General features: G+C 71.1%; 18 protein-coding genes and 1 tRNA gene. 11 read left to right on the top strand and 8 right to left on the bottom strand.

Annotation, left to right across the window (positions count from 1 at the left end; translation table 11 throughout):
• The first annotated feature begins 17 nt into the window (after nt 1-17).
• The 7 genes from ABZ898_RS09450 (at nt 18) to ABZ898_RS09480 (ending at nt 7,194) form a co-directional block, all read left to right on the top strand.
• A complete protein-coding gene (locus tag ABZ898_RS09450) occupies nt 18-497 on the top strand; it encodes a hotdog fold thioesterase (protein WP_361654833.1) in 480 nt (159 codons plus the stop codon).
• Nucleotides 498-591: 94 nt separating this feature from the next.
• The gene (locus ABZ898_RS09455) at nt 592-1,200 is read left to right on the top strand and encodes a Tat pathway signal sequence domain protein (RefSeq protein ID WP_361654836.1); all 609 of its coding nucleotides are present in this window, start codon (nt 592-594) and stop codon (nt 1,198-1,200) included.
• Between the two features lie 254 nt (nt 1,201-1,454).
• Complete coding sequence (locus ABZ898_RS09460) at nt 1,455-2,690, top strand: branched-chain amino acid ABC transporter substrate-binding protein (protein ID WP_361654839.1); 1,236 nt, start codon at nt 1,455-1,457, stop codon at nt 2,688-2,690.
• Between the two features lie 115 nt (nt 2,691-2,805).
• On the top strand, nt 2,806-3,738 hold the full coding sequence (locus ABZ898_RS09465) for a branched-chain amino acid ABC transporter permease (protein WP_161147932.1): 933 nt from the start codon (nt 2,806-2,808) through the stop codon (nt 3,736-3,738).
• Between the two features lie 5 nt (nt 3,739-3,743).
• Complete coding sequence (locus ABZ898_RS09470; RefSeq protein WP_361654841.1) at nt 3,744-5,585, top strand: branched-chain amino acid ABC transporter permease; 1,842 nt, start codon at nt 3,744-3,746, stop codon at nt 5,583-5,585.
• A gap of 5 nt (nt 5,586-5,590) precedes the next feature.
• Nucleotides 5,591-6,481 (top strand): ABC transporter ATP-binding protein, encoded by an 891-nt coding sequence (locus ABZ898_RS09475; RefSeq protein ID WP_361654843.1) that lies wholly within the window; start codon nt 5,591-5,593, stop codon nt 6,479-6,481.
• Nucleotides 6,478-7,194, top strand: a complete 717-nt coding sequence (locus ABZ898_RS09480; protein ID WP_361654846.1) for an ABC transporter ATP-binding protein — start codon at nt 6,478-6,480, stop codon at nt 7,192-7,194. Before ABZ898_RS09475 ends, ABZ898_RS09480 begins: the two co-directional genes overlap by 4 nt.
• 68 nt (nt 7,195-7,262) lie before the next feature.
• On the opposite strand, the gene ABZ898_RS09485 is transcribed toward ABZ898_RS09480, so the two are convergent.
• Nucleotides 7,263-7,922, bottom strand: coding sequence for a response regulator (locus ABZ898_RS09485; protein WP_361654848.1), 660 nt, complete (start codon nt 7,920-7,922; stop codon nt 7,263-7,265).
• A 101-nt stretch (nt 7,923-8,023) separates the two neighbouring features.
• On the opposite strand from ABZ898_RS09485, the gene ABZ898_RS09490 reads away from it, so the two are divergent.
• Together ABZ898_RS09490 and ABZ898_RS09495 are read left to right on the top strand one after the other, a co-directional pair.
• Nucleotides 8,024-8,096, top strand: a tRNA-Leu gene (locus ABZ898_RS09490).
• 100 nt (nt 8,097-8,196) lie between these two features.
• A complete protein-coding gene (locus ABZ898_RS09495; RefSeq protein ID WP_361654851.1) occupies nt 8,197-8,976 on the top strand; it encodes a helix-turn-helix domain-containing protein in 780 nt (259 codons plus the stop codon).
• Nucleotides 8,977-8,979: 3 nt separating this feature from the next.
• On the opposite strand, the gene pyk is transcribed toward ABZ898_RS09495, so the two are convergent.
• On the bottom strand, nt 8,980-10,404 hold the full coding sequence (pyk, locus tag ABZ898_RS09500) for a pyruvate kinase (RefSeq protein WP_361654854.1): 1,425 nt from the start codon (nt 10,402-10,404) through the stop codon (nt 8,980-8,982).
• 158 nt (nt 10,405-10,562) lie between these two features.
• Complete coding sequence (locus tag ABZ898_RS09505) at nt 10,563-11,246, bottom strand: SIMPL domain-containing protein (protein WP_361654857.1); 684 nt, start codon at nt 11,244-11,246, stop codon at nt 10,563-10,565.
• 150 nt (nt 11,247-11,396) lie between these two features.
• Here ABZ898_RS09505 and ABZ898_RS09510 point away from each other — a divergent pair, with 150 nt between their 5' ends.
• Nucleotides 11,397-13,199, top strand: a complete 1,803-nt coding sequence (locus ABZ898_RS09510) for a 5'-nucleotidase C-terminal domain-containing protein (RefSeq protein ID WP_361654859.1) — start codon at nt 11,397-11,399, stop codon at nt 13,197-13,199.
• Here ABZ898_RS09510 and ABZ898_RS09515 read toward each other — a convergent pair.
• From ABZ898_RS09515 to ABZ898_RS09530, 4 genes are all read right to left on the bottom strand, one after another.
• A complete protein-coding gene (locus tag ABZ898_RS09515; protein ID WP_361654861.1) occupies nt 13,196-14,629 on the bottom strand; it encodes a SidA/IucD/PvdA family monooxygenase in 1,434 nt (477 codons plus the stop codon). The genes ABZ898_RS09510 and ABZ898_RS09515 overlap by 4 nt on opposite strands.
• On the bottom strand, nt 14,626-15,984 hold the full coding sequence (locus ABZ898_RS09520; RefSeq protein ID WP_361654864.1) for an aminotransferase class V-fold PLP-dependent enzyme: 1,359 nt from the start codon (nt 15,982-15,984) through the stop codon (nt 14,626-14,628). Before ABZ898_RS09520 ends, ABZ898_RS09515 begins: the two co-directional genes overlap by 4 nt.
• A gap of 201 nt (nt 15,985-16,185) precedes the next feature.
• On the bottom strand, nt 16,186-18,666 hold the full coding sequence (gene pepN, locus ABZ898_RS09525) for an aminopeptidase N (RefSeq protein ID WP_361654866.1): 2,481 nt from the start codon (nt 18,664-18,666) through the stop codon (nt 16,186-16,188).
• Between the two features lie 79 nt (nt 18,667-18,745).
• Nucleotides 18,746-19,093 carry a chorismate mutase gene (locus tag ABZ898_RS09530; RefSeq protein ID WP_361654869.1) on the bottom strand — a complete coding sequence of 116 codons (348 nt, stop codon included), beginning with the start codon at nt 19,091-19,093 and terminating at the stop codon, nt 18,746-18,748.
• A 96-nt stretch (nt 19,094-19,189) separates the two neighbouring features.
• On the opposite strand from ABZ898_RS09530, the gene ABZ898_RS09535 reads away from it, so the two are divergent.
• Nucleotides 19,190-20,083, top strand: a complete 894-nt coding sequence (locus tag ABZ898_RS09535; protein WP_361654871.1) for a hypothetical protein — start codon at nt 19,190-19,192, stop codon at nt 20,081-20,083.
• 26 nt (nt 20,084-20,109) lie between these two features.
• Here ABZ898_RS09535 and ABZ898_RS09540 read toward each other — a convergent pair whose 3' ends face one another.
• Nucleotides 20,110-21,321 carry a hypothetical protein gene (locus ABZ898_RS09540; protein WP_361654874.1) on the bottom strand — a complete coding sequence of 404 codons (1,212 nt, stop codon included), beginning with the start codon at nt 21,319-21,321 and terminating at the stop codon, nt 20,110-20,112.
• Nucleotides 21,322-21,332 lie beyond the last annotated feature (11 nt).

Below are 21,332 nucleotides of genomic sequence, written 5' to 3' on the forward strand. Positions count from 1 at the left end.
CGAGAACGGAGCCGGGCATGGGTGAGCAGCAGCAGACGCAGTTCCCGCAGGAGATCATCGACGAGTACGCGGCGCTCGGCGTCGACCTGCCCGCCCTGTTCTCCGCCGGCCACCTGGGAACGCGGATGGGCGTGCAGGTCCTCGAGGCGTCGCCGGAGCGGGTCGTCGGCACGATGCCGGTGGAGGGCAACACCCAGCCGTACGGCCTGCTGCACGGCGGCGCCTCGGCGGTGCTCGCCGAGACCCTGGGCTCGGTCGGCTCGATGCTGCACGGCGGCAGCTCCAAGGTCGCCGTCGGCGTCGACCTCAACTGCACGCACCACCGGGGCGTGCGCTCCGGCCTGGTCACCGGCGTCGCCACCCCCGTCCACCGGGGCCGCTCCACGGCGACGTACGAGATCGTCATCACCGACGAGCAGGACCGCCGCGTGTGCACGGCCCGCCTGACCTGCCTGCTGCGCGACCTCCCGGCCGGGGAGGCCCCGGCGAAGGACTGACCCCGCGGCCCATTGCCCCGTACCGCCCCACGCCGTAGCTTCGGCGCATGGGACGGTGCGGGGCACTTCTCGGCTCCCGGACCGGGCACCGGCGATGACCGGCATCGGCCCGCTGGAGCCCGGCGAGGGCACCTGGGCGCGCGAACCCGCCGCCCCGCGCCCGCCACCCCGCCCGCGGCGGCGGCGGCGGCGCACCCTACTGATTCTGGCCACCGCCTGCGCCGCGCTGGCCGCCGGCGGCGCCCTCTGGGCCACGCGCCCGCGCCCCGCACCGGCCCCCGAACTCCCCTTCCCCGCACAGACGGTGACCGTGACCTTCGTGGGCGGCCGGAGCGTGGCCCCGCGTCTGCTGGCCTTCGACGTGCGGCTCGCCGTCGAAACCGGCCCGCCGGTCACCGTCACCCGGGTGAGCCAGCCCTACCGCGGGCTGCGGGCCGAATCGGCGCCCCGCGCGCCCTTCCGGACCGAACCCGGCGCCTCGCGCACGATCACCGTGACCATGCGTGTCACGGAATGCGGAAGCGTGCCCAAAAACGCCGGACTGCCTTTCCTCGAAGTAACACTGCGTAATACGCGTGCAATACAAACCCAGAGTTTCATCCTGGGCCCGCGCTACGCCCGATACCTCTCCGGAGCGCTCGTCGAGGCGTGCGCCAGGACTTCACCGTCATCACCAAAACCCCCGAGACACCTGAACAGTTGAACGGGGGTTCCTGCGCGTTCTCACCATGCGGACAGGGCGAATCGGCCGGAATTCCGGCGTTCCCCCCAGGGGGTACCGCTCTGCATTACCTCGTGTCATAACAAGAGCGTCACAGCCTTGGTCAGACTCTCCTCCACGTTCCCCACACACGCTTAGAGTCACGGCCAGTCACCGCGCCCCGGATTCACTTTTCGGCCAGGCGCGCGGCTCGACCGTTTCCATGGGGATGCGGTCGTCCAGGGAAAGGACTGATCGTGCGTCAACGTTCGCTCATCGCCATCACCGCCGCGCTGTCCGCGGGAGCACTCACCCTGACCGCCTGCGGATCGCGAGACAGCGGCGACAAGGGTTCCGACGCGAACGGCGGCGGCACCACCGTCACCATCGGCGTCGACGCCCCGCTGACCGGCGACCTGTCCGCGCTGGGCCTCGGCATCAAGAACTCGGTGGACCTCGCGGTCAAGACCGCGAACAAGAAGAAGTACGTCAAGGGCGTCACCTTCAAGATCGACGCCAAGGACGACCAGGCCCAGCCCTCGTCCGGCCAGCAGAACTCCACCGCCTTCGTCACCGACAAGAGCGTCCTCGGTGTCGTGGGCCCGCTGAACTCCTCCGTCGCCGAGTCGATGCAGAAGGTCCTCGACGACGCCAAGCTGGCCCAGGTCTCCCCCGCCAACACCAACCCGGCGCTGACCCAGGGCGTCAACTGGCAGAAGACCAAGGCCCGCACGTACAAGTCGTACTTCCGCACCGCGACCACGGACGCCGTCCAGGGCCCGTTCGCCGCCCAGTACGTCTACAACAAGGCCAAGAAGACCAAGGTCTTCGTCATCGACGACAAGAAGACCTACGGCGCCGGTCTCGCCGCCACCTTCTCCGCCGAGTTCAAGAAGCTGGGCGGCAAGGTCGTCGGCACCGAGCACATCAACCCCGACACCAAGGACTTCTCCGCGGTCGCCACCAAGGTGAAGAACTCCGGTGCCCAGGTGGTCTACTACGGCGGCGAGTACCCGCAGGCGGGCCCGCTCAGCAAGCAGATCAAGGCGGCCGGCGCCAAGGTCCCGCTGGTCGGCGGTGACGGCATCTACGCGGCCGACTTCATCAAGCTCGGCGGCGCCGCCGCCACCGGCGACTTCGCCACCTCCGTCGGCGCCCCGGTGGAGACCCTGCCCTCCGCCAAGCAGTTCGTCGCGGACTACAAGGCCGAGGGTTACAAGGAGGAGTACGCGGCCTACGGCGGCTACTCCTACGACTCCGCCTGGGCCATCATCGAGGCCGTCAAGAAGGCGGTCGACGACAACGGCGGCAAGCTCCCCGACGACGCCCGCGCCAAGGTCACCGCCGCCCTGCAGGGAGTCTCCTTCGACGGCGTGACCGGCAAGGTCTCCTTCGACGAGTTCGGTGACGCCACCAACAAGCAGCTCACCGTGTACTCCGTCAAGGACGGTACCTGGAAGGCCGTGGAGTCCGGCACCTACAACGGCTCCTGACCCACACCCGCACCAGCCGAGCCGCGCGGGGCGCTCAAGAGGCGCCCCGCGCGGACTCGCATCCGGCCACATCCGGCCACATCCGTCGCTTATCCGAACGCTCGGAGGACATGCGGTGAACGAACTGCCGCAGCAGCTCGTCAACGGCCTGCTACTCGGTTCCATGTACGGCCTGGTCGCCATCGGCTACACCATGGTCTATGGCATCGTCCAGCTCATCAACTTCGCCCACGGCGAGATATTCATGACCGGCGCCTTCGGCGCCCTCACGGTCTACGTGTACGTCCTTCCAGACGGCACCTCCATGTGGATCGCCCTGCCTCTGATGCTCGTGGGCGCCATCGTGGTCGCCGTGACCGTCGCCGTCGGAGCGGAACGATTCGCCTACCGGCCGCTGCGCACCGCGCCCCGGCTCGCCCCGCTCATCACCGCCATCGGCCTCTCCCTCGCCCTCCAGCAGGCCGTGTGGGCCTGGTACCCCGAGGCCAAGTCCGCGCGCACCTTCCCGAGCATCCCCGGCGGCCCCTTCGAGATCGGCGACGTCACCATCCAGACCGGAGACGTCTTCCTCGTCGCCGCCGCCCCGCTCAGCATGGCCGTCCTCGCCTACTTCGTGATGCGCACCCGCACCGGACGCGGCATGCAGGCCACCGCCCAGGACCCGGACACCGCCAAGCTGATGGGCGTCAACACCGACCGCATCATCGTGATCGCGTTCGCCCTCGGCGCCGCCTTCGCCGCCGTCGGCTCCGTCGCCTACGGCTTCAAGTACGGCCAGATCGACTTCCGGATGGGCTTCATCCTCGGCCTCAAGGCCTTCACCGCCGCCGTCCTCGGCGGCATCGGCAACATCTACGGCGCCATGCTCGGCGGCCTCGTCCTCGGCGTCGCCGAAGCCCTGTCCACCGCCTACATCGCCGACATCCCCGGCATGGACAAGTTCGGCAGCCAGTCCTGGGCAGACGTCTGGGCGTTCGTACTCCTCATCCTCGTGCTCCTGCTGAGGCCACAGGGCCTGCTCGGCGAGCGCGTCGCGGACAGGGCGTGACACCGATGACCACACAGACCACCGCACCCGGCACCCCGGAGACCCCGGAGACCGCGGCCGGCAGTGCCCCCGCCGCCACCGGCCTCATCGGCCTGCCGGCCGGCCTCGCCCGGAACCTCGCCACCGGCGGCGGCGCCCTGACCGCCGTCTCCGCCTTCCTCGCCTGGACCTGGACCGCCGCCTTCCCCGGCGACCTCACCGTCTACGGCTACCCCGGCGGCCTCCAGGTCCTCGTCCTCATCGGCGGCCTCCTCACCACCCTGTTCGGCCTCGCCTCCCAGGGCGTCAAGGGACTCACCGCCCTCACCCCGGGCAACGCCGACAGCGCCCTCAAGCTCGCCGCGCTCGGCACCTTCGCCACCGCCTGGTACACCGTCATCGCCATCACCGTCGAACTCGGCGGCGTCGTCAACCTCGAACCCGGCGGCTACCTCGTCGCCCTCACCACCCTGGCCGCCGCGCTCGGCGCACTCGCGCTGCCCTACACGCGGCCCGAGCCCGACCCGGCCGACCCCGACGACACCGGCTGGGAAGCCTTCCGGCACCGCGCCCGGCAGAACTGGACCACCTTCAAGGCCGCCTTCGCCGCCGAGGCCCCCGCACCCGCCCGCACCCTGCCCGCCTGGGCGGAGATCCTCGTCATCACCGGCGTCATGGCTTTCGGCCTGCTCGTCTTCACCTACGGCATCGGCACCGAGTACGACGAACTCTTCATCGGCTTCCTCATCACCGCCGGATTCGGCTTCGCCGCCGTCGCCAAGGCCGGACTCGTGGCCCGGATCTCGGCGATCACCACGCGGCACCGCACCGTCACCATGACCGGAGCGTTCGTCGCCGCCGCCGCCTTCCCCTTCACCCAGTCCGACGACCAGTACGCCACCATCGGCGTCTACATCCTCATCTTCGCCACCGTCGCCCTCGGCCTGAACATCGTCGTCGGCCTCGCCGGCCTGCTCGACCTCGGCTACGTCGCGTTCCTCGGCGTCGGCGCCTACACCGCCGCCCTCGTCTCCGGCTCGCCCTCCTCGCCGCTGCACGTGCACTGGCCCTTCTGGGCCTCCGCCCTGCTCGGCGCGGCCGTCGCCATGATCTTCGGCGTCCTCATCGGCGCCCCGACCCTGCGGCTGCGCGGCGACTACCTCGCCATCGTCACCCTCGGCTTCGGCGAGATCTTCCGCATCACCGTGCTCAACATGGACGGCACCTCCGGACCCGACGTCACCAACGGCTCCAACGGCATCTCCTCGGTCCCGAACCTGAACATCCTCGGCTTCGACTTCGGCCAGGAGCACCACCTCCTCGGCGCCACCATCGGCCGGTTCGCCAACTACTTCCTGCTGATGCTCCTCATCACCCTGGTCGTGGTCATCGTCTTCCGGCGCAGCAGCGACTCCCGCATCGGCCGCGCCTGGATCGCCATCCGCGAGGACGAGACCGCCGCCCTCGCCATGGGCATCAACGGCTTCCGGGTCAAACTCATCGCCTTCGCCCTCGGCGCCTGCCTCGCCGGACTCGCCGGCTCCGTCCAGGCCCACGTCACCTACACCGTGACCCCCGAGCAGTACCAGTTCGCCCACGTCGTCCCGCCCAACTCGGCCTTCCTGCTCGCCGCGGTCGTCCTCGGCGGCATGGGCACCATCTCCGGCCCCCTCGTCGGCGCCTCGCTGCTCTACCTGATCCCGGCCAAGCTCCAGTTCATGGGCGAGTACCAGCTCTTCGCCTTCGGCGTCGCGCTCGTCCTGCTGATGCGCTTCCGCCCCGAGGGCCTCATCCCCAACCGGCGCCGCCAACTCGAGTTCCACGAGGACGCCCCGGCGCCCGCCGTCCTCAGCAAGGCAGGGGCCTGACCACCATGACCACCGACACCACCACCCAGGACACCGCACCCGGCACCACCCCCGGCGAGACGGTCCTCGACGCCCGCGGCGTCACCATGCGCTTCGGCGGCCTCACCGCCGTCCGCGACGTGAACCTCACCGTCAACAGCGGCGAGATCGTCGGCCTCATCGGCCCCAACGGCGCCGGCAAGACCACCTTCTTCAACTGCCTCACCGGCCTCTACGTCCCCACCGAGGGCGAGGTCCGCTACAAGGGCACCGTCCTGCCGCCCAAGTCCTTCAAGGTCACCGCGGCCGGCATCGCCCGCACCTTCCAGAACATCCGGCTCTTCGCCAACATGACCGTCCTGGAGAACGTCCTCGTCGGCCGCCACACCCGCACCAAGGAGGGCCTCTGGTCCGCCCTCCTGCGCGGCCCCGGCTTCCACAGGGCCGAAGCCGCCTCCCGCGCCCGCGCCATGGAACTCCTCGCCTTCGTCGGCCTGGACGCCAAGGCCGAGCACCTCGCCCGCAACCTCCCCTACGGCGAACAGCGCAAGCTGGAGATCGCCCGCGCCCTGGCCAGCGAGCCCGGCCTGCTCCTGCTCGACGAGCCCACCGCGGGCATGAACCCGCAGGAGACCCGCGCCACCGAGGAACTGGTCTTCGCCATCCGCGACCAGGGCATCGCCGTCCTCGTCATCGAGCACGACATGCGCTTCATCTTCAACCTGTGCGACCGCGTCGCCGTCCTCGTCCAGGGCGAGAAGCTCATCGAGGGCGACAGCGCCACCGTCCAGGGCGACGAGCGCGTCGTCGCCGCCTACCTCGGCGAACCCTTCGAGGACGCCCCCGGCGCCGAAGAGGCCGCCGAGGTCGAGGCGGCCGAGGCACAGGCCGGGACCACCAAGGAGAACGACCGATGACCGCACTGCTCGAAGTCGAGGACCTGCGGGTCGCCTACGGCAAGATCGAGGCCGTCAAGGGCATCTCGTTCAAGGTCGAGGCCGGCCAGGTCGTCACCCTCATCGGCACCAACGGCGCGGGCAAGACCACCACGCTGCGCACCCTGTCCGGGCTGCTCAAGCCGGTCGGCGGGCAGATCCGCTTCAACGGCAAGTCGCTGAAGAAGGTCCCCGCCCACCAGGTGGTCTCCCTCGGGCTCGCCCACTCCCCCGAGGGCCGGCACATCTTCCCGCGCATGACCATCGAGGACAACCTGCGCCTCGGTGCCTTCCTGCGCAACGACAAGCCCGGCATCGAGAAGGACATCCAGCGCGCCTACGACCTCTTCCCCATCCTCGGGGAGCGCAGGAAGCAGGCCGCGGGCACCCTCTCCGGCGGTGAGCAGCAGATGCTGGCGATGGGGCGGGCGCTGATGTCCCAGCCGCAGCTGCTCATGCTGGACGAGCCGTCCATGGGCCTCTCGCCGATCATGATGCAGAAGATCATGGCGACGATCGCCGAGCTGAAGTCGACCGGTACGACGATCCTGCTGGTCGAGCAGAACGCGCAGGCGGCGCTCTCGCTCGCCGACCAGGGGCACGTCATGGAGGTCGGCAGCATCGTGCTCTCCGGCACCGGGCGTGACCTGCTCACCGACGAGTCGGTGCGCAAGGCGTACCTCGGCGAGGACTGAGCAGGCATACGGCGAAGGCCCGCGTCCCTCCGGCTCAGGGGACGCGGGCCTTCTTCCGTCGTGGCGGGTCAGCCCTTCTTGGCCGACTTCTTCTCCTGGTCGTCGGAGATGACCGCGTCGGCGACCTGCTGCATCGACAGGCGGCGGTCCATCGAGGTCTTCTGGATCCAGCGGAAGGCGGCGGGCTCGCTCAGGCCGTACTCGGTCTGGAGGATCGACTTCGCGCGGTCGACCAGCTTGCGGGTCTCCAGGCGCTGGCTGAGGTCGGCGACCTCCTGCTCCAGCTGCTTCAGCTCGGTGAAACGGGAGACGGCCATCTCGATGGCCGGGACCACGTCGGTCTTGCTGAACGGCTTCACCAGGTAGGCCATCGCGCCGGCGTCGCGGGCCCGCTCCACGAGGTCGCGCTGCGAGAAGGCGGTGAGCATGAGGACCGGGGCGATGGACTCCTCGGCGATCTTCTCGGCCGCGGAGATGCCGTCCATCTTCGGCATCTTCACGTCCAGGATCACCAGGTCCGGCTTGTGCTCCCGGGCCAGCTCCACGGCCTGCTCGCCGTCCCCGGCCTCACCGACGACCGTGTACCCTTCCTCCTCCAGCATCTCCTTGAGGTCGAGCCGGATCAGCGCCTCGTCCTCGGCGATGACGACACGGGTCGTCAGCGGGGGCACATGCGACTTGTCGTCGTCGGACACGTCTGCGGGCTGGGGCGACTCGGGGGTCGTCACTGGGGCTCTCCGTTCAGGGCAGGGGTGCTGCTGACAAGAGCCTACCTAGCTGCGGTAAGGTAGACGCGCGGAGGGTAGTTACTGACCTTCGTTTCGAAGGGGCCCCGGTAGCCCAGCGGTAGAGGCCATGGATTCAAAACCCATCCAGCGTCGGTTCGAATCCGACTCGGGGCACTCTTCCTTGGATTCCAAGGATACGAAGCGGATGTCCACGTTCTCGTGAACATCCGCTTTTTTCTGCGTGCCGCAAGCTTTGCGTGCAGACAGTAGCCGCATGGAGCAGCACAGCCCTTCAATTCGCGCCCACGCTGTCGACCTCATGCGTCAAGGCGTACCCAATCGCAAGGTCGCGGAGCGTCTGAACATTTCGCGAGGCACCATCGGCTGGTGGCGGAGTGAGGACCGCAAGACGCGTGGCGAGAAGTTTCAGCAGCCGACGGACTGCCCGAGATGCACGGGACGCGAGTTCGACGTGGTGGCCTACGCCTACCTCCTGGGCCTCTACCTCGGAGACGGCCACATCATCTCCAAGAACAAGCAGCGCCACCTCTCGGTCTACTGCAACGCAACGCAGACAGGATTGATCGCCGCCGCTCAAGATGCGATGCACAGAGTAATGCCCCTGACCAGTGTGAGTCAGCGCTACAAGCCCGGCTGCGTCGAGGTGAAGTCCTACACGCAGCACTGGACATGCATGTTCCCTCAACACGGCCCCGGCAAGAAGCACGAGCGCCGGATCGTCCTCGAATTTTGGCAGCGAGCCATCGTCGACGCCCACCCCTGGGAGTTCGTGCGCGGCCTCATCCACTCCGACGGGTGCCGCGTCACGAACTGGACGACACGGATGGTCGGCGGTGAGCGCAAGCGCTACGAGTACCCCAGATACTTCTTCACCAATGTATCCGACGACATCCGGCGCCTCTACACCGACACCCTCGACGCTCTCGGCATCGAGTGGACCCACTGCACCCGGCACGGCAACCCGTACAACATCTCCGTCGCCCGCAAAGCCTCCGTAGCCCTCATGGATGCCCACGTGGGTGCGAAGTACTGAGCGTCAGTCCTCCGCGATGTGGTGGACCCGGACCAGGTTGGTGGTGCCGGGCTCGCCGGGTGGGGAGCCGGCGGTGATGACGACCGTGTCGCCCTTCTCGCAGCGGCCGTACCTCAGGAGCAGCTCGTCCACCTGGTCGACCATCGCGTCGGTGGAGTCGACGTGCGGACCGAGGAAGGTCTCCACGCCCCAGGTGAGGCTGAGCTGGGAGCGGGTGGCGGGGTCGGGGGTGAAGGCGAGGACGGGGATGGGCGAGCGGTAGCGGGAGAGGCGGCGGGCGGTGTCGCCGGACTGGCTGAAGGCGACGAGGAAGCGCGCCCCGAGGAAGTCCCCCATCTCGGCGGCGGCGCGGGCGACGGCGCCTCCCTGGGTGCGGGGCTTGTTCCGCTCGGTCAGCGGCGGCAGCCCCTTCGCCAGCATCTCGTCCTCCGCCGCGGCGACGATCTTCGCCATGGTGCACACGGTCTCGACGGGGTGGTGCCCCACGCTGGTCTCGGCGGACAGCATGACGGCGTCCGCGCCGTCGAGGACGGCGTTGGCGACGTCGGAGGCTTCGGCGCGGGTCGGCCGGGAGCTGTCGATCATCGATTCGAGCATCTGGGTGGCGACGATGACCGGCTTGGCGTTGCGCTTGGCCAGTTTGACGGCGCGCTTCTGCACGATGGGCACCTGTTCCAGCGGCATCTCGACGCCGAGGTCGCCGCGGGCGACCATCAGTCCGTCGAAGGCGTCGACGACGTCCTCGATGTCCTCGACGGCCTGGGGCTTCTCCAGCTTGGCGACGACGGGCAGCCGGCGTCCCTCCTCGGCCATGATCCGGTGCACCTCGGCGGCGTCGCGGCCGCTGCGGACGAAGGAGAGGGCGATGACGTCGACGCCGGTGCGCAGCGCCCAGCGCAGGTCGTCCTGGTCCTTCTTGGAGAGGGCGGGGACGGAGACGGCGACGCCGGGGAGGTTGAGGCCCTTGTGGTCGGAGATCATGCCGCCCTCCAGCACGCGGGTGCGCACCCGGGGGCCGTCGACGGCGGTTACCTCCAGGCAGACGCGTCCGTCGTCGACGAGGACGCGTTCGCCGGGGCCGACGTCCTCGGCGAGGCCGGCGTAGGTGGTGCCGCAGCGGTGGCGGTCGCCCTCGACGCCTTCTTCGACGGTGATGGTGAAGGTGTCGTCGCGTTCGAGGAGTACGGGTCCTTCGGCGAAGGTGCCGAGCCGGATCTTCGGGCCTTGAAGATCGGCGAGGATTCCGACGCTGCGGCCGGTCTCGTCGGCGGCTTTGCGAACGTGCTGGTAACGCGCCTCGTGCTCGGCGTGGGTGCCGTGGCTGAGGTTGAACCGGGCGACGTCCATTCCGGCCTCGACCAGTGCCTTGATCTGGTCGTACGTGTCGGTGGCGGGACCCAGGGTGCAGACGATCTTTGCTCGGCGCATGGGCCGACCCTATGGCTTACCGACGGGTAGAGAATTCGGGCTCCATGACCATTCAACGACCTTTAAGAAAAGGGTTATTGACAAGTGTTGAATTGTGCGATGACCCGCTCCTATGAGCGATGCTTTTCGGGTGGGAGTTCTTTTCCCGGCGGGTTCCGCTAAAGCTTCGGCGGTACGAGCGTGAACCGCGCGGTGACCTGGGCGGAGACCCACAGTCGCGCGGGCTGGAGATCGAACGGCTCGGCGGATTCGGCCGCGTCGGCGCGGCGGGCGGAGCGGCCGAAGGCGGAGACGTTGCGGGGCCGGTCGGCGCCGGTGTCGGCGAGTTCGGTCAGGGCGGCGAGGGAGGTGCCGAGCGCGTCGGCGTACTCGCGGGCGCGCCGCAGGGCGTCGGTGACGGCGCGGCGGCGGGCCTCGGCGTGGACCGGGGAGTCCGGGCGCAGCGACCACGAGGGGCCGTCCAGCTCGGTCAGCTCCAACTCCGCGATTCGTGCGGTGAGTTCGCCGAGGACGGCGAAGTCGGTGATCTCGGCGTCGATGCGGACGATGCCCTGGTGGCTGCGCACCCGCTCGCCCCGGCCGCGTTCGCTGAGTTCGGGGCTGACGTCGAGGGCGCCGGTGGCGAGGCCGGGCACCGCGTCGCCGTAGGACTTGAGGACGTCGAGCGCGGCGGTGTTGCGGCGGCCCAGGTCGTCGAGGGTGGTGCGGCGGTCGCGGCCGCGCGCGGTGACGGTGACGCCGATGCGGGCGATCTCGGCCTCGGCCCGGAACTCGGCCTCGCCCCGGACGGCGAGGAGGGGGGCGTCGGGGGTGCCGTACGCGGGGTTCGCCTCAGGGGTCATACGTCCCACTGTGTCATGTGTCCGGCGTGGCGGCGGGGGGAGTTGACGGAATTCGGTCACCGGATCGCAACCTGGGGGGCCTGTTGCGACCTGTCATGGTCGGGACACAATCTACGCGCGTTGTCGACCCCTTGCCGAGGAGACCGAGAGATGCCGTTCGACCGCCGGAAGTTCCTGAAGCAGTCCGCCGTGACCGGGGCGGGCGTGGCGATCGCGGGCGGGGCGGGAGCCCCGGCGGCCCAGGCGGCCCCGGGGGGCCACGGGCACCACGAGAAGCGGTACGCGCTGACCGTGATGGGCACCACCGACCTGCACGGCCACGTCTTCAACTGGGACTACTTCAAGAACGCGGACTACACCGACGCGGCGGGCAACGCCCAGGGGCTGGCCCGGATCTCGACGCTGGTGAACCAGGTGCGCGAGGAGAAGGGCCGCCGCAACACGCTGCTGCTGGACGCGGGCGACACGATCCAGGGCACCCCGCTGACGTACTACTACGCCAAGGTGGACCCGATCACCGCCAAGGGCGGGCCGGTGCACCCGATGGCGAAGGCGATGAACGCGATCGGGTACGACGCGGCGGCGCTGGGCAACCACGAGTTCAACTACGGCATCGAGACGCTGCGCCGCTTCGAGCACCAGCTCGATTTCCCGCTGCTGGGCGCGAACGCCGTGGACGCCAAGACGCTGAAGCCCGCTTTCCCGCCGTACTACATGAAGAAGTTCCACGTGCCGGGCGCCCCGCCGGTGAAGGTCGCGGTGCTCGGTCTGACCAACCCCGGCATCGCCATCTGGGACAAGGCGTACGTGCAGGGCAAGCTGGCCTTCGAGGGGCTTGAGGAGCAGGCCGCGAAGTGGGTGCCGAAGCTGCGCTCGATGGGCGCGGACATCGTGGTGGTGTCGGCGCACTCGGGCACCTCGGGCACGTCGTCCTACGGTGACCAGGTGCCGTACGTGGAGAACGCGGCGGCGAACGTGGCGCGGCAGGTGCCGGGGATCGACGCGATCCTGGTCGGGCACGCGCACACGGAGATCCCGGAGATGCGGGTCGTCAACGAGAAGTCGGGGAAGACGGTCGTGCTGTCGGAGCCGCTGTGCTTCGCGGAGCGGCTGACCCTGTTCGACTTCGAGCTGGTCCTCTCGCGCGGCCGCTGGCAGGTGGAGTCGGTGAAGGCGTCCCTGAGGGACTCGCGGACGGTGGCGGACGACCCGAGGATCACCAAGCTGCTCTCGAAGGAGCACGCGAAGGTGGTGAGTTACGTCAACCAGGTGGTGGGCCGGGCGACCGAGACGCTGACCACGGTGGAGGCGCGGTACAAGGACGCCCCGATCATCGACCTGATCACCAAGGTGCAGGAGGACGTGGTCAAGGCCGCGCTGGCGGGCACGGAGTACGCGTCGCTGCCGGTGCTGGCGCAGGCGTCGCCGTTCTCCCGGACGAGCCAGATCCCGGCGGGCGACGTGACCATCCGGGACCTGTCGGGTCTGTACGTGTACGACAACACGCTGGTGGCGAAGCTGATGACGGGCGCGCAGGTGCGGGCGTACCTGGAGTACTCGGCGCAGTACTACGTCCAGACGGCGCCGGGCGCGCCGGTGGACGTGGACAAGCTGACGAACGCGGCCGACCGCCCCGACTACAACTACGACTACGTGTCGGGGCTGTCGTACGACATCGACATCGCGCGGCCCGCCGGTTCGCGGATCAGGAACCTGACCTTCGGCGGGGCTCCGCTGGACGACGCGGCGCGGTTCGTGTTCGCGGTGAACAACTACCGGGCCAACGGCGGCGGCGCGTTCCCGCACGTGGCGTCGGCGCGGGAGCTGTGGTCGGAGTCGACGGAGATCCGGACCCGGATCGCGGAGTGGGTGACCGCGAAGGGTGTGCTGGACCCGAAGGACTTCGCGTCGGTGGACTGGAAGCTGACGCGTGAGGGCACGCCGGTGTTCTAGTACGCCGGTCCGGGTGTAGCCCCGGTGGTGGTGCGGGCAGGTCCCATCGCGCCGTCGCCGGGGCTTCGTCGTCGCGGGTGCAGGCCGAAGGTGGTGAAGGCGGTCCGGGCGGGCAGGGGGTACTGCTCCTTGCCGGTCAGGGAGTTGAGGATGGTGGCGCTGCGCCAGGCGGCCAGTCCGAGGTCGGGGGCGCCGACGCCGTGGGTGTGGAGTTCGGCGTTCTGGACGTAGACCGTGCCTTGGACGTCGGGGGTGAGGGAGAGCCGGAAGTCCTCGTCGATCAGGGGGCGTCCTGCGCTGTCGCGGCGCAGGTGGGGTTCGAGTCCGGCGAGGATGCCGTCGAGGGGGCGCATGCGGTAGCCGGTGGCGAGGACGACGGCGTCGGTGGTGAGGCGGGTGCGGCTGCCCTGGTCGCGGTGTTCGAGGTGGAGTTCGACCTGTCCGGCGCCGATGCGTCCGGCGGTGCGGACGTGGACGCCGGGGGTGAGGACGGCGTCGGGCCAGCCCCCGTGCAGGGTGCGCCGGTACAGCTCGTCGTGGATGGCGGCGAGGGTGCCGGCGTCGACGCCTTTGTGGAGCTGCCACTGGGCGGCGACGAGCCGGTCGCGGACGGGTTCGGCGAGGGCGTGGAAGTAGCGGGTGTGGTCGGGGGTGAAGTGTTCCAGGCCGAGCTTGGAGTACTCCATGGGGGCGAAGGCGGGGGTTCGGCCGATCCAGTGCAGGCGCTCGCGGCCGGCGGGGCGGTGGCGGAGCAGGTCGAGGAAGACCTCGGCACCGGACTGTCCCGAGCCGACGACGGTGACGTGCCCGGCGGCGAGGAGGGCGTCGCGGTGGGCGAGGTAGTCGGCGGCGTGCAGGACGGGGACGCCGGGGGCGTCGGCGAGGGGGCGCAGCGGTTCGGGCACGTGGGGGGCGGTGCCGACGCCGAGGACGATGTTGCGGGTGCGGGTGCGGCCGAGGGCTTCGGCGTGGCCGTCGGCGTCGAGCTGGGTGAAGTCGACCTCGAACACGTCGCGTCCGGGGTTCCAGCGGACGGTGTCGACCTGGTGGCGGTAGCGGAGTCCGGGGAGTTTGCCGGAGACCCAGCGGCAGTAGGCGTCGTACTCGGCGCGCTGGATGTGGAAGTGCTCGGCGAAGTAGAAGGGGAAGAGGCGGTCGCGGGAGCGGAGGTAGTTGAGGAAGCTCCAGGGGCTGGTGGGGTCGGCGAGGGTCACCAGGTCGGCGAGGTAGGGGACCTGGAGGGTGGCGCCGTCGATGAGGAGGCCGGGGTGCCAGTCGAAGCCGGGGCGCTGTTCGTAGAAGACGGCGTCGAGTTCGGCGAGGGGGGCCGCGAGGGCGGCGAGGGAGAGGTTGCAGGGGCCGATGCCGATGCCGACGAGGTCGCGGGGGGACTCGGGCTCCTGGCGTGGGGGGTGGGGCGGGTGGGTCATGCGGGGGTGTTTCCTTCGGCGAGTTTCAGGAGGTGGGCCAGGTCGTCCGGCCTGGTGTGGGGGTTGAGGAGGGTGGCCTTGAGCCAGAGGCGGCCGTCGGCGCGGGCCCGGCCGAGGACGGCGCGGCCCTCGTGCAGCAGGGTGCGGCGGACGGCGGCGACGGTGTCGTCGCTCGCGTGGGCGGGCCGGAACAGCACGGTGGTGAGGGTGGGCCGGTCGTACAGTTCGAGGCCGGGGTGTGCCTCGACGCGGTCGGCGAGGTCCTGGGCGAGGTCCAGGACCCGGTCGATGAGGTCGGCCAGGCCGGTGCGGCCGAGGGTGCGCAGGGTGACCGCGGCTTTGAGGATGTCGGGGCGGCGGGTGGTGCGGGTGGAGCGGCCGAGGAGGTCGGGGAGGCCGGCTTCGGTGTCGTCGTCGGCGTTGAGGTAGTCGGCGCGCTGGTGGAGGGCGTCGAGTTCGGCGGGGTCGGCGACGGCGAGGAAGCCGGTGGCGACGGGCTGCCAGCCGAGTTTGTGCAGGTCGAGGGCGACGGTGTGGGCGGCGTCGAGTCCGGTGAGCAGGTCCCGGTGGCGGTCGCTGAGGGCGAGGGGGCCGCCGTAGGCCGCGTCGATGTGCAGGCGGACGCGGTGGGCGGCGCAGCGGGCGGCGATCTCGGGGAGGGGGTCGATGAGCCCGGCGTCGGTGGTGCCGGCGGTGGCGGCGACGAGGAGGGGGCCGGTCAGCTCGGTGAGGGCGGCGTCCAGCGCGGCGGGGTCCAGGGTGCCGTTGGGTGCGGGGAGGACGACGGGGTCGGGCAGGCCGAGCAGCCAGGCGGCGCGGGGCAGGGAGTGGTGGGCGGCGGCCGAGCAGATCAGCCGGACGTGGGCGCCGTGGGCCTCGCGGGCGAGCAGCAGGGCGAGCTGGTTGGCCTCGGTGGCGCCGGTGGTGACGACGGCGTCGGCGAGGCCGAGGCGGGCGGCGAGGGCGCGGGTGACCAGGGCTTCGAGGGCGGAGGCGGCGGGTGCCTGGTCCCAGGAGTCCAGCGAGGGGTTGAGGGCGCCGGCGGCGAGGTCGGCGGCGGTGGCGAGGGCGAGCGGCGGGCAGTGCAGGTGGGCGGCGCAGAGCGGGTCGGCGGGGTCGGCGGCGCCCGCGGCGAGGGTGTGGACGAGGGTGCGCAGGGCGTCGGGGTCGCCGTGTTCGGGGAGCACCTCGCCGAGGGCGTCGGCGACGCGGGCGGCGACGGCGTCGGGGCCGCCCGCGGGCAGCGGGCCGCCGCGCTCGGCCGTGCCGGTGGCGAGGGCGCCGAGGACGGTGTCCAGGAGCGGGCGCAGGGCGTCCGGGCCGTGGGGTCCTGAGGCGAGGGGCGGGGTGCTCATGGGCTCTCCTGCGGGGCGGGGGCACGCGGCTCGCAGGGGTCGGGAGCCGGGTGTCCGCGCTGCCCAACGAGCGGGAGCCGGAAATGGGTACTGCCGTACGGGGAAAACGCGTTGGAGCGGTGGGCGGGCGGTACTGGTGTCGCGGCCGGGCGGTGTGGCCGCGGGACATGTCGCCCCGCGCCACACCGCCCGGCCCCGCCGCTACTCCCCCCGTACCCGCAACGCCCGTGCCAGGTCGTCGAGTTCGTCGGCGAGCTTGCGGCGCAGGGCGGGGACCGGGTCGGCGTCGCGCAGGCACGCCTCCCCCAGGGCCAGGTTCTCGGCGTCGACCGCGTGGTGCGGGAAGGCCCAGGCACCGGCGGCGGTGGCGATGGCGGGGCCGCGCCGCGCGGACACCGCGACCGCCGCGTCGTAGTAGCGGGGGACGTACTCGCGGACGAGTTCGGCCTGTTCGGGCTGCCAGAAGCCCTGGGCGGTGGCCTTGAACAGGTAGTTGGAGAGGTCGTCGGTGGCGAACATCGACTCCCAGGCACGCCGCTTGGCCTCGGGGTCGGGCAGGGCGGCGCGGCAGCGGGCGGCGCCCTCCTGGCCGTTGGCTGAGGGGTCGCGTGCGAGTTCGGCGGCGATGGCGGCCTCGTCGGTGGCGCCGAGCACGGCGAGCCGGCCGAGGATGCGCCAGCGCAGCTCGGGGTCGAGTTCGGGCCCGCCGGGCACGGTGCCGTCGGCGAGCCAGGCGGCGATGGTGTCGGGGTGGGCGGCGACGTCGATGAAGTGCCGTACGGCGACCAGGCGCAGGCCGGGGTTGTCGCCGTCCTCGGTGCGGCGCAGCAGGTCGCGGCAGAGGGAGCCGAGGGTGGCGAGGGCCGTGGGGCGCTCCTCGGGGGTGAGGTAGCGGTCGGCGATGTGGGTGCCGGCGAAGGCCAGGACGCCCTGGACGAGGGCGAGGTCGGTCTCCAGCGGGAGGTGGGCGCGGGCGGTGTCCAGGTAGGCGGCGGGCGGGAGTTCGCCGTCGCGTACGGCGTCGCGCAGGGCGTTCCAGGCGACGGCGCGGGTGAGCGGGTCGGGCAGGCCGGACAGGCTGGTGCGCAGGGTCTCGAAGGACTCGGGGTCGAAGCGGATCTTGGCGTAGGTGAGGTCGCCGTCGTTGAGGAGGAGCAGCGCGGGCCGCTTGCCGAGGGGCTGGGGTTCGCTCTGGGGGATGTCGAGGCCGACGCGTTCGCGCAGGGTGAGGCGGCCTTCCTCGGTGAGGTCGTGGTCGTAGACGCCGGCGGTGACGCGGTGGGGGCGGCTGCCGTCGTGGTCGACGGTGAGGGTGCGGGTGCCCTCGGTGGTGGTGAGGCGGGGGGTGAGCTTGTCGACGCCGGTGGTGCGCAGCCAGGCGTCGGCCCAGGCGGGGACGTCGCGTTCGGTGGCGGAGGCGAGGGAGTCGATGAAGTCGGCGAGGGTGGCGTTGCCGAACCTGTGCCGTGTGAAGTGGACGTTGATGCCGGCGAGGAAGTCCTTCTCGCCGAGCCAGGCGACGAGCTGGCGCAGGGCGGAGGCGCCCTTGGCGTAGGAGATGCCGTCGAAGTTGAGGAGGGCGGCGGCGGTGTCGTCGACGGACCCGGGGGCGACGGGGTGGGTGGAGGGGCGCTGGTCGGCGTCGTAGCCCCAGGACTTGCGGGTGACGCCGAACTCGACCCAGGGCTCGGTGAAGCGGGTGGCTTCCAGGGTGGTCTGGTAGCCCATGTACTCGGCGAAGGACTCGTTCAGCCAGATGTCGTCCCACCACCTGAGGGTGACGAGGTCGCCGAACCACATGTGGGCCATCTCGTGGGCGATGACCATGGCGCGGGTCTGCCGCTCGGTGTCGGTGACGGCGGAGCGGAAGACGAATTCGTCGCGGAAGGTGACGAGTCCGGGGTTCTCCATGGCGCCGGCGTTGAACTCGGGGACGAACGCCTGGTCGTAGGAGTCGAAGGGGTAGGGCTCCTCGAACTTCTCGTGGTACCGGTCGTACAGGGCGCGGGTGATGTCCAGGATCTCGTCCGCGTCGGCGTCGAGGTGGGGGGCGAGCGAGCGGCGGCAGTGGAGGCCGAAGGGCAGGCCGCGGTGCTCGGTGCGCACGGAGTGCCAGGGGCCGGCGGCGACGGCGACGAGGTAGGTGGAGATGAGGGGGGTGGTGGCGGCGCGCCAGCGGCCGTCGCCGAGGTGCTCGGTGATGCCGTTGGCGAGCACCTGCCAGCCGTCGGGGGCGGTGACGGTCAGGTCGAAGACGGCCTTGAGGTCGGGCTGGTCGAAGGCGGCGAAGACGCGCTGGACGTCGTCGAGGAAGAGCTGGGTGTAGACGTAGGTCTCGCCGTCGGTGGGGTCGGTGAAGCGGTGCATGCCTTCGCCGGTGCGGGAGTAGCGCATGGTGGCGTCGACGGTGAGCTCGTGTTCGCCCGCGGTGAGGTTCTTCAGCGGCAGCCGGTTGCCGTCGAGGGCGGATGTGTCCAGGGGCTGTCCGTCGAGGGTGACGGCGCGCAGCTCGGCGGGCTTCAGCTCGACGAAGGTGTCCCCGTCCGTCCGCGCGGTGAAGCGGATCGCGGTGCGGGAGCCGAAGGTCTCGTCACCGCATGTGAGGTCGAGATCGACGGTGTAGCGGTGGACGTCGAGGAACTCTGCTCGGGCTTGCGCTTCGTCGCGCGTCAGTACGGACATGGATGCCATGCTGCCCGATCGGGTCGGCGGCGGACAGGGGCGGATTCCGTACACGGCTTTTGTCCGCCGCGCGCCCGGCTCACCCCGGTGTGGGGCGGGTGCGCGCGGTGTCGTCGGCGATGCGCTCGTGGTGCCGGATGACCTCGGCGACGATGAAGTTGAGGAACTTCTCGGCGAAGGCGGGGTCGAGGCGGGCGTCCTCGGCGAGGCTGCGCAGCCGCTCGATCTGGCGGGCCTCGCGGCCGGGGTCGGCGGGCGGCAGGTGGTGGCGGGCCTTGAGGCGGCCGACCTGCTGGGTGGCCTTGAAGCGTTCGGCCAGCATGTGGACGACGGCGGCGTCGATGTTGTCGATGCTGGCCCGCAGCCGCTCCAGTTCCTCGCGGGCCTCGGGGTCGACGTCGCCGGGGGCGGTGTTGCTGGTGGTCATGGGCGTCCACCCTACGGGGCGCCGAGCACTGGCCGTCGCGCCGGGCGGTCCTACAGTGGGAGGCAGGGCTCCGGGTGACCTTCGGGGGGTGCGGGCGTGACGGCAGGCGGGCCGGTGGTGCACGGCTTCCCGCACCTCGAGACGGTGCGGGCGGCGCTGACGGCGCTGTACCGGCGTCTGTCGTACGAGGGGCTGCGGACGTTCGCGGCGAGCGTGGCGCCGGCCGGTGTGGCGTTCGGGGACGGCGACGATCTGCATCTGGGCGCGCAGCGGGTGGCGCGGGAGCTGGTGCGGCACTTCCGGCTGCCGGACGCGCGGCTGATCGTCTGCTTCCGTGAGATGCGGCACGCGGCCGATGTCGAACTGGCGGCGGGCCCGGAGTACTTCGTGGAGTTGAACGACCGGTTCCGCACCCACCGCGAGGACATCGGCGCGGCGCTCGCGCACGAGGTGGCGCACGTGTATCTGCACCGGCTGGGCCTGGCCTTCCCGACGACGGCGGAGAACGAGATCCTGACCGACACGGTGACCACGTATCTGGGCGCGGGCTGGCTGCTGCTGGACGCCTACCGGGAGCACGGCGAGGCGTCGCAGAAGCTGGGCTATCTCACCCCGGAGGAGTTCGGCTACGTGCTGGCGAAGCGGGCCGCGCTGTTCGGTGAGGACCCGGCGGTGTGGTTCACCAGCCCGCAGGCGTACACGGCGTACGTGGCGGGGCGGGAGCGGGCCCGGGCGGACGAGCGGCGGGCGCCGCTGAGCGGGGCGGGCTGGGCGGCGCGGCGCCGGTACGCGCACGACCGCCGGGAGGCCGCCCGGCACGGCGCGGGCGGGCCCCGTCCGGATTCCCCCTACGCGTTCACCCCGGACGGGGCGGGCTGGAAGGTGTCCTTCCCGTGCCCGGTGTGCCATCAGCGCATCCGGGTGCCGGTCAAGGGCCGGGTCAGGGCCCGCTGCGGGCTGTGCCGGACGGTGCTGGAGTGCGACACCTAGGGAGTGTCTCCCCGGGGCCTGCCGGCTCAGTCGGGGAGGCGGTCCATCAGCCAGGTGGCGAGTTCCTCGGTGACGGCCGTGTGCGGGGTCGTCGTGGTGGACCACGTGTAGTCGTCGACCTCGCTCTCGCCCGGGTCGATGTCCTCGATCCTGGCGTAGAGGTCCTTCTGCTGGTCGAGGTCGCGGATCGCGAGGGCGCTGCCCGTGGGGACGAAGCAGATCTCCGGGTGGCGCAGGTCGACCTCGGCGCCGGCCTTCTCCAGCGCCTCGGCGAGGATGCCGTAGGAGCGCAGGGTGCCGCCGGGGGCGCCGTCCAGCTCGGGGAAGTCGCCGGTGGTGACGGTCTTCTCGGCCTGGGGGAAGCGGCGCTTCAGCTCGGCGACGGTGACCTCGCGGCCCTGGGCCTGGGCGTAGAAGGCGGTGCCGGGGTAGACCCGCTCCGACCTCAGTACGGTCTCGCCGGGCGGGACGGCGATGCCGGTGCCGTCGCCGCGGCCGTTGGCGAGGGCCAGCAGGCGGGGGATGCGCGGCCAGTCGCCCACCCGGGACAGGTGCTCCAGGAACTCGCGGCGCTCGGGCGCGATGCCGTTCTGCCCGGTCATGGCGTCGTAGTGGCGCCAGAGCATCTGGCGGGCGGCCGGGCTGCTCATCTGCCGGGCGAAGTCGTTGGGCACCGGGATGAAGTGCGCGAACGCCTGGACGCCGATGGGGATGTAGGCGCCGCGGTGCGGGGTGTCCCAGGAGAAGTACACACCGGTCTGGTGGTCCATGCGCTGCGTCTCCATGCGGGCCAGCGCGTAGCGGGTGACGAGTCCGCCCATGCTGAAGCCGCCCGCCATGAGGCGGGTGCCGCCCAGCCGTTCGGCGATCGTCCGGTGGACGGCCGCGGTCACGGTCTGGGCGTTGTCGAGGAGGGAGGCGCTGCGCTCGTCGAAGCCGACGAGGACGACGTCGCGGCCCCGGCGGCGCAGTTCGGTCAGGAGGGGGAACGTGCCGTCGAGACCCTCGTAGAGCCAGGCGAGGTCGCTCGGGCCGAGGTTGAAGCCGTCGGCCATGAGCACGGGCCGGACGATGCCGCGGTTGCCGGTGCCGTAGTAGACGTGGGCGCGGCCGCCCGGCAGGGGCCACGTCTCGTCGGGCTCGGGGGCCGTGCGGGCGGCCGTGGACGGGGTGGTCAGCGGTCCGGCGAGGGTGAACTCCCCCACGCTCTGCTCCGCCTGCTCGTTCTGCTCGGGCACGGCAGTGTCCT

This window comes from Streptomyces sp. NPDC046860, assembly GCF_040645115.1.
Lineage (GTDB): Bacteria > Actinomycetota > Actinomycetes > Streptomycetales > Streptomycetaceae > Streptomyces.

Excerpts from the sequence above, each read along its gene's own strand:
- ABZ898_RS09530 (WP_361654869.1), bottom strand. The coding sequence starts at position 19,093 with ATGACCACCAGCAACACCGCCCCCGGCGACGTCGACCCCGAGGCCCGC.
- ABZ898_RS09495 (WP_361654851.1), top strand. The coding sequence starts at position 8,197 with ATGGAGCAGCACAGCCCTTCAATTCGCGCCCACGCTGTCGACCTCATG.
- ABZ898_RS09515 (WP_361654861.1), bottom strand. The coding sequence starts at position 14,629 with ATGACCCACCCGCCCCACCCCCCACGCCAGGAGCCCGAGTCCCCCCGC.
- ABZ898_RS09450 (WP_361654833.1), top strand. The coding sequence starts at position 18 with ATGGGTGAGCAGCAGCAGACGCAGTTCCCGCAGGAGATCATCGACGAG.
- ABZ898_RS09520 (WP_361654864.1), bottom strand. The coding sequence starts at position 15,984 with ATGAGCACCCCGCCCCTCGCCTCAGGACCCCACGGCCCGGACGCCCTG.
- ABZ898_RS09455 (WP_361654836.1), top strand. The coding sequence starts at position 592 with ATGACCGGCATCGGCCCGCTGGAGCCCGGCGAGGGCACCTGGGCGCGC.
- ABZ898_RS09510 (WP_361654859.1), top strand. The coding sequence starts at position 11,397 with ATGCCGTTCGACCGCCGGAAGTTCCTGAAGCAGTCCGCCGTGACCGGG.
- pyk (WP_361654854.1), bottom strand. The coding sequence starts at position 10,404 with ATGCGCCGAGCAAAGATCGTCTGCACCCTGGGTCCCGCCACCGACACG.
- ABZ898_RS09470 (WP_361654841.1), top strand. The coding sequence starts at position 3,744 with ATGACCACACAGACCACCGCACCCGGCACCCCGGAGACCCCGGAGACC.
- ABZ898_RS09505 (WP_361654857.1), bottom strand. The coding sequence starts at position 11,246 with ATGACCCCTGAGGCGAACCCCGCGTACGGCACCCCCGACGCCCCCCTC.
- ABZ898_RS09475 (WP_361654843.1), top strand. The coding sequence starts at position 5,591 with ATGACCACCGACACCACCACCCAGGACACCGCACCCGGCACCACCCCC.
- ABZ898_RS09480 (WP_361654846.1), top strand. The coding sequence starts at position 6,478 with ATGACCGCACTGCTCGAAGTCGAGGACCTGCGGGTCGCCTACGGCAAG.
- pepN (WP_361654866.1), bottom strand. The coding sequence starts at position 18,666 with ATGTCCGTACTGACGCGCGACGAAGCGCAAGCCCGAGCAGAGTTCCTC.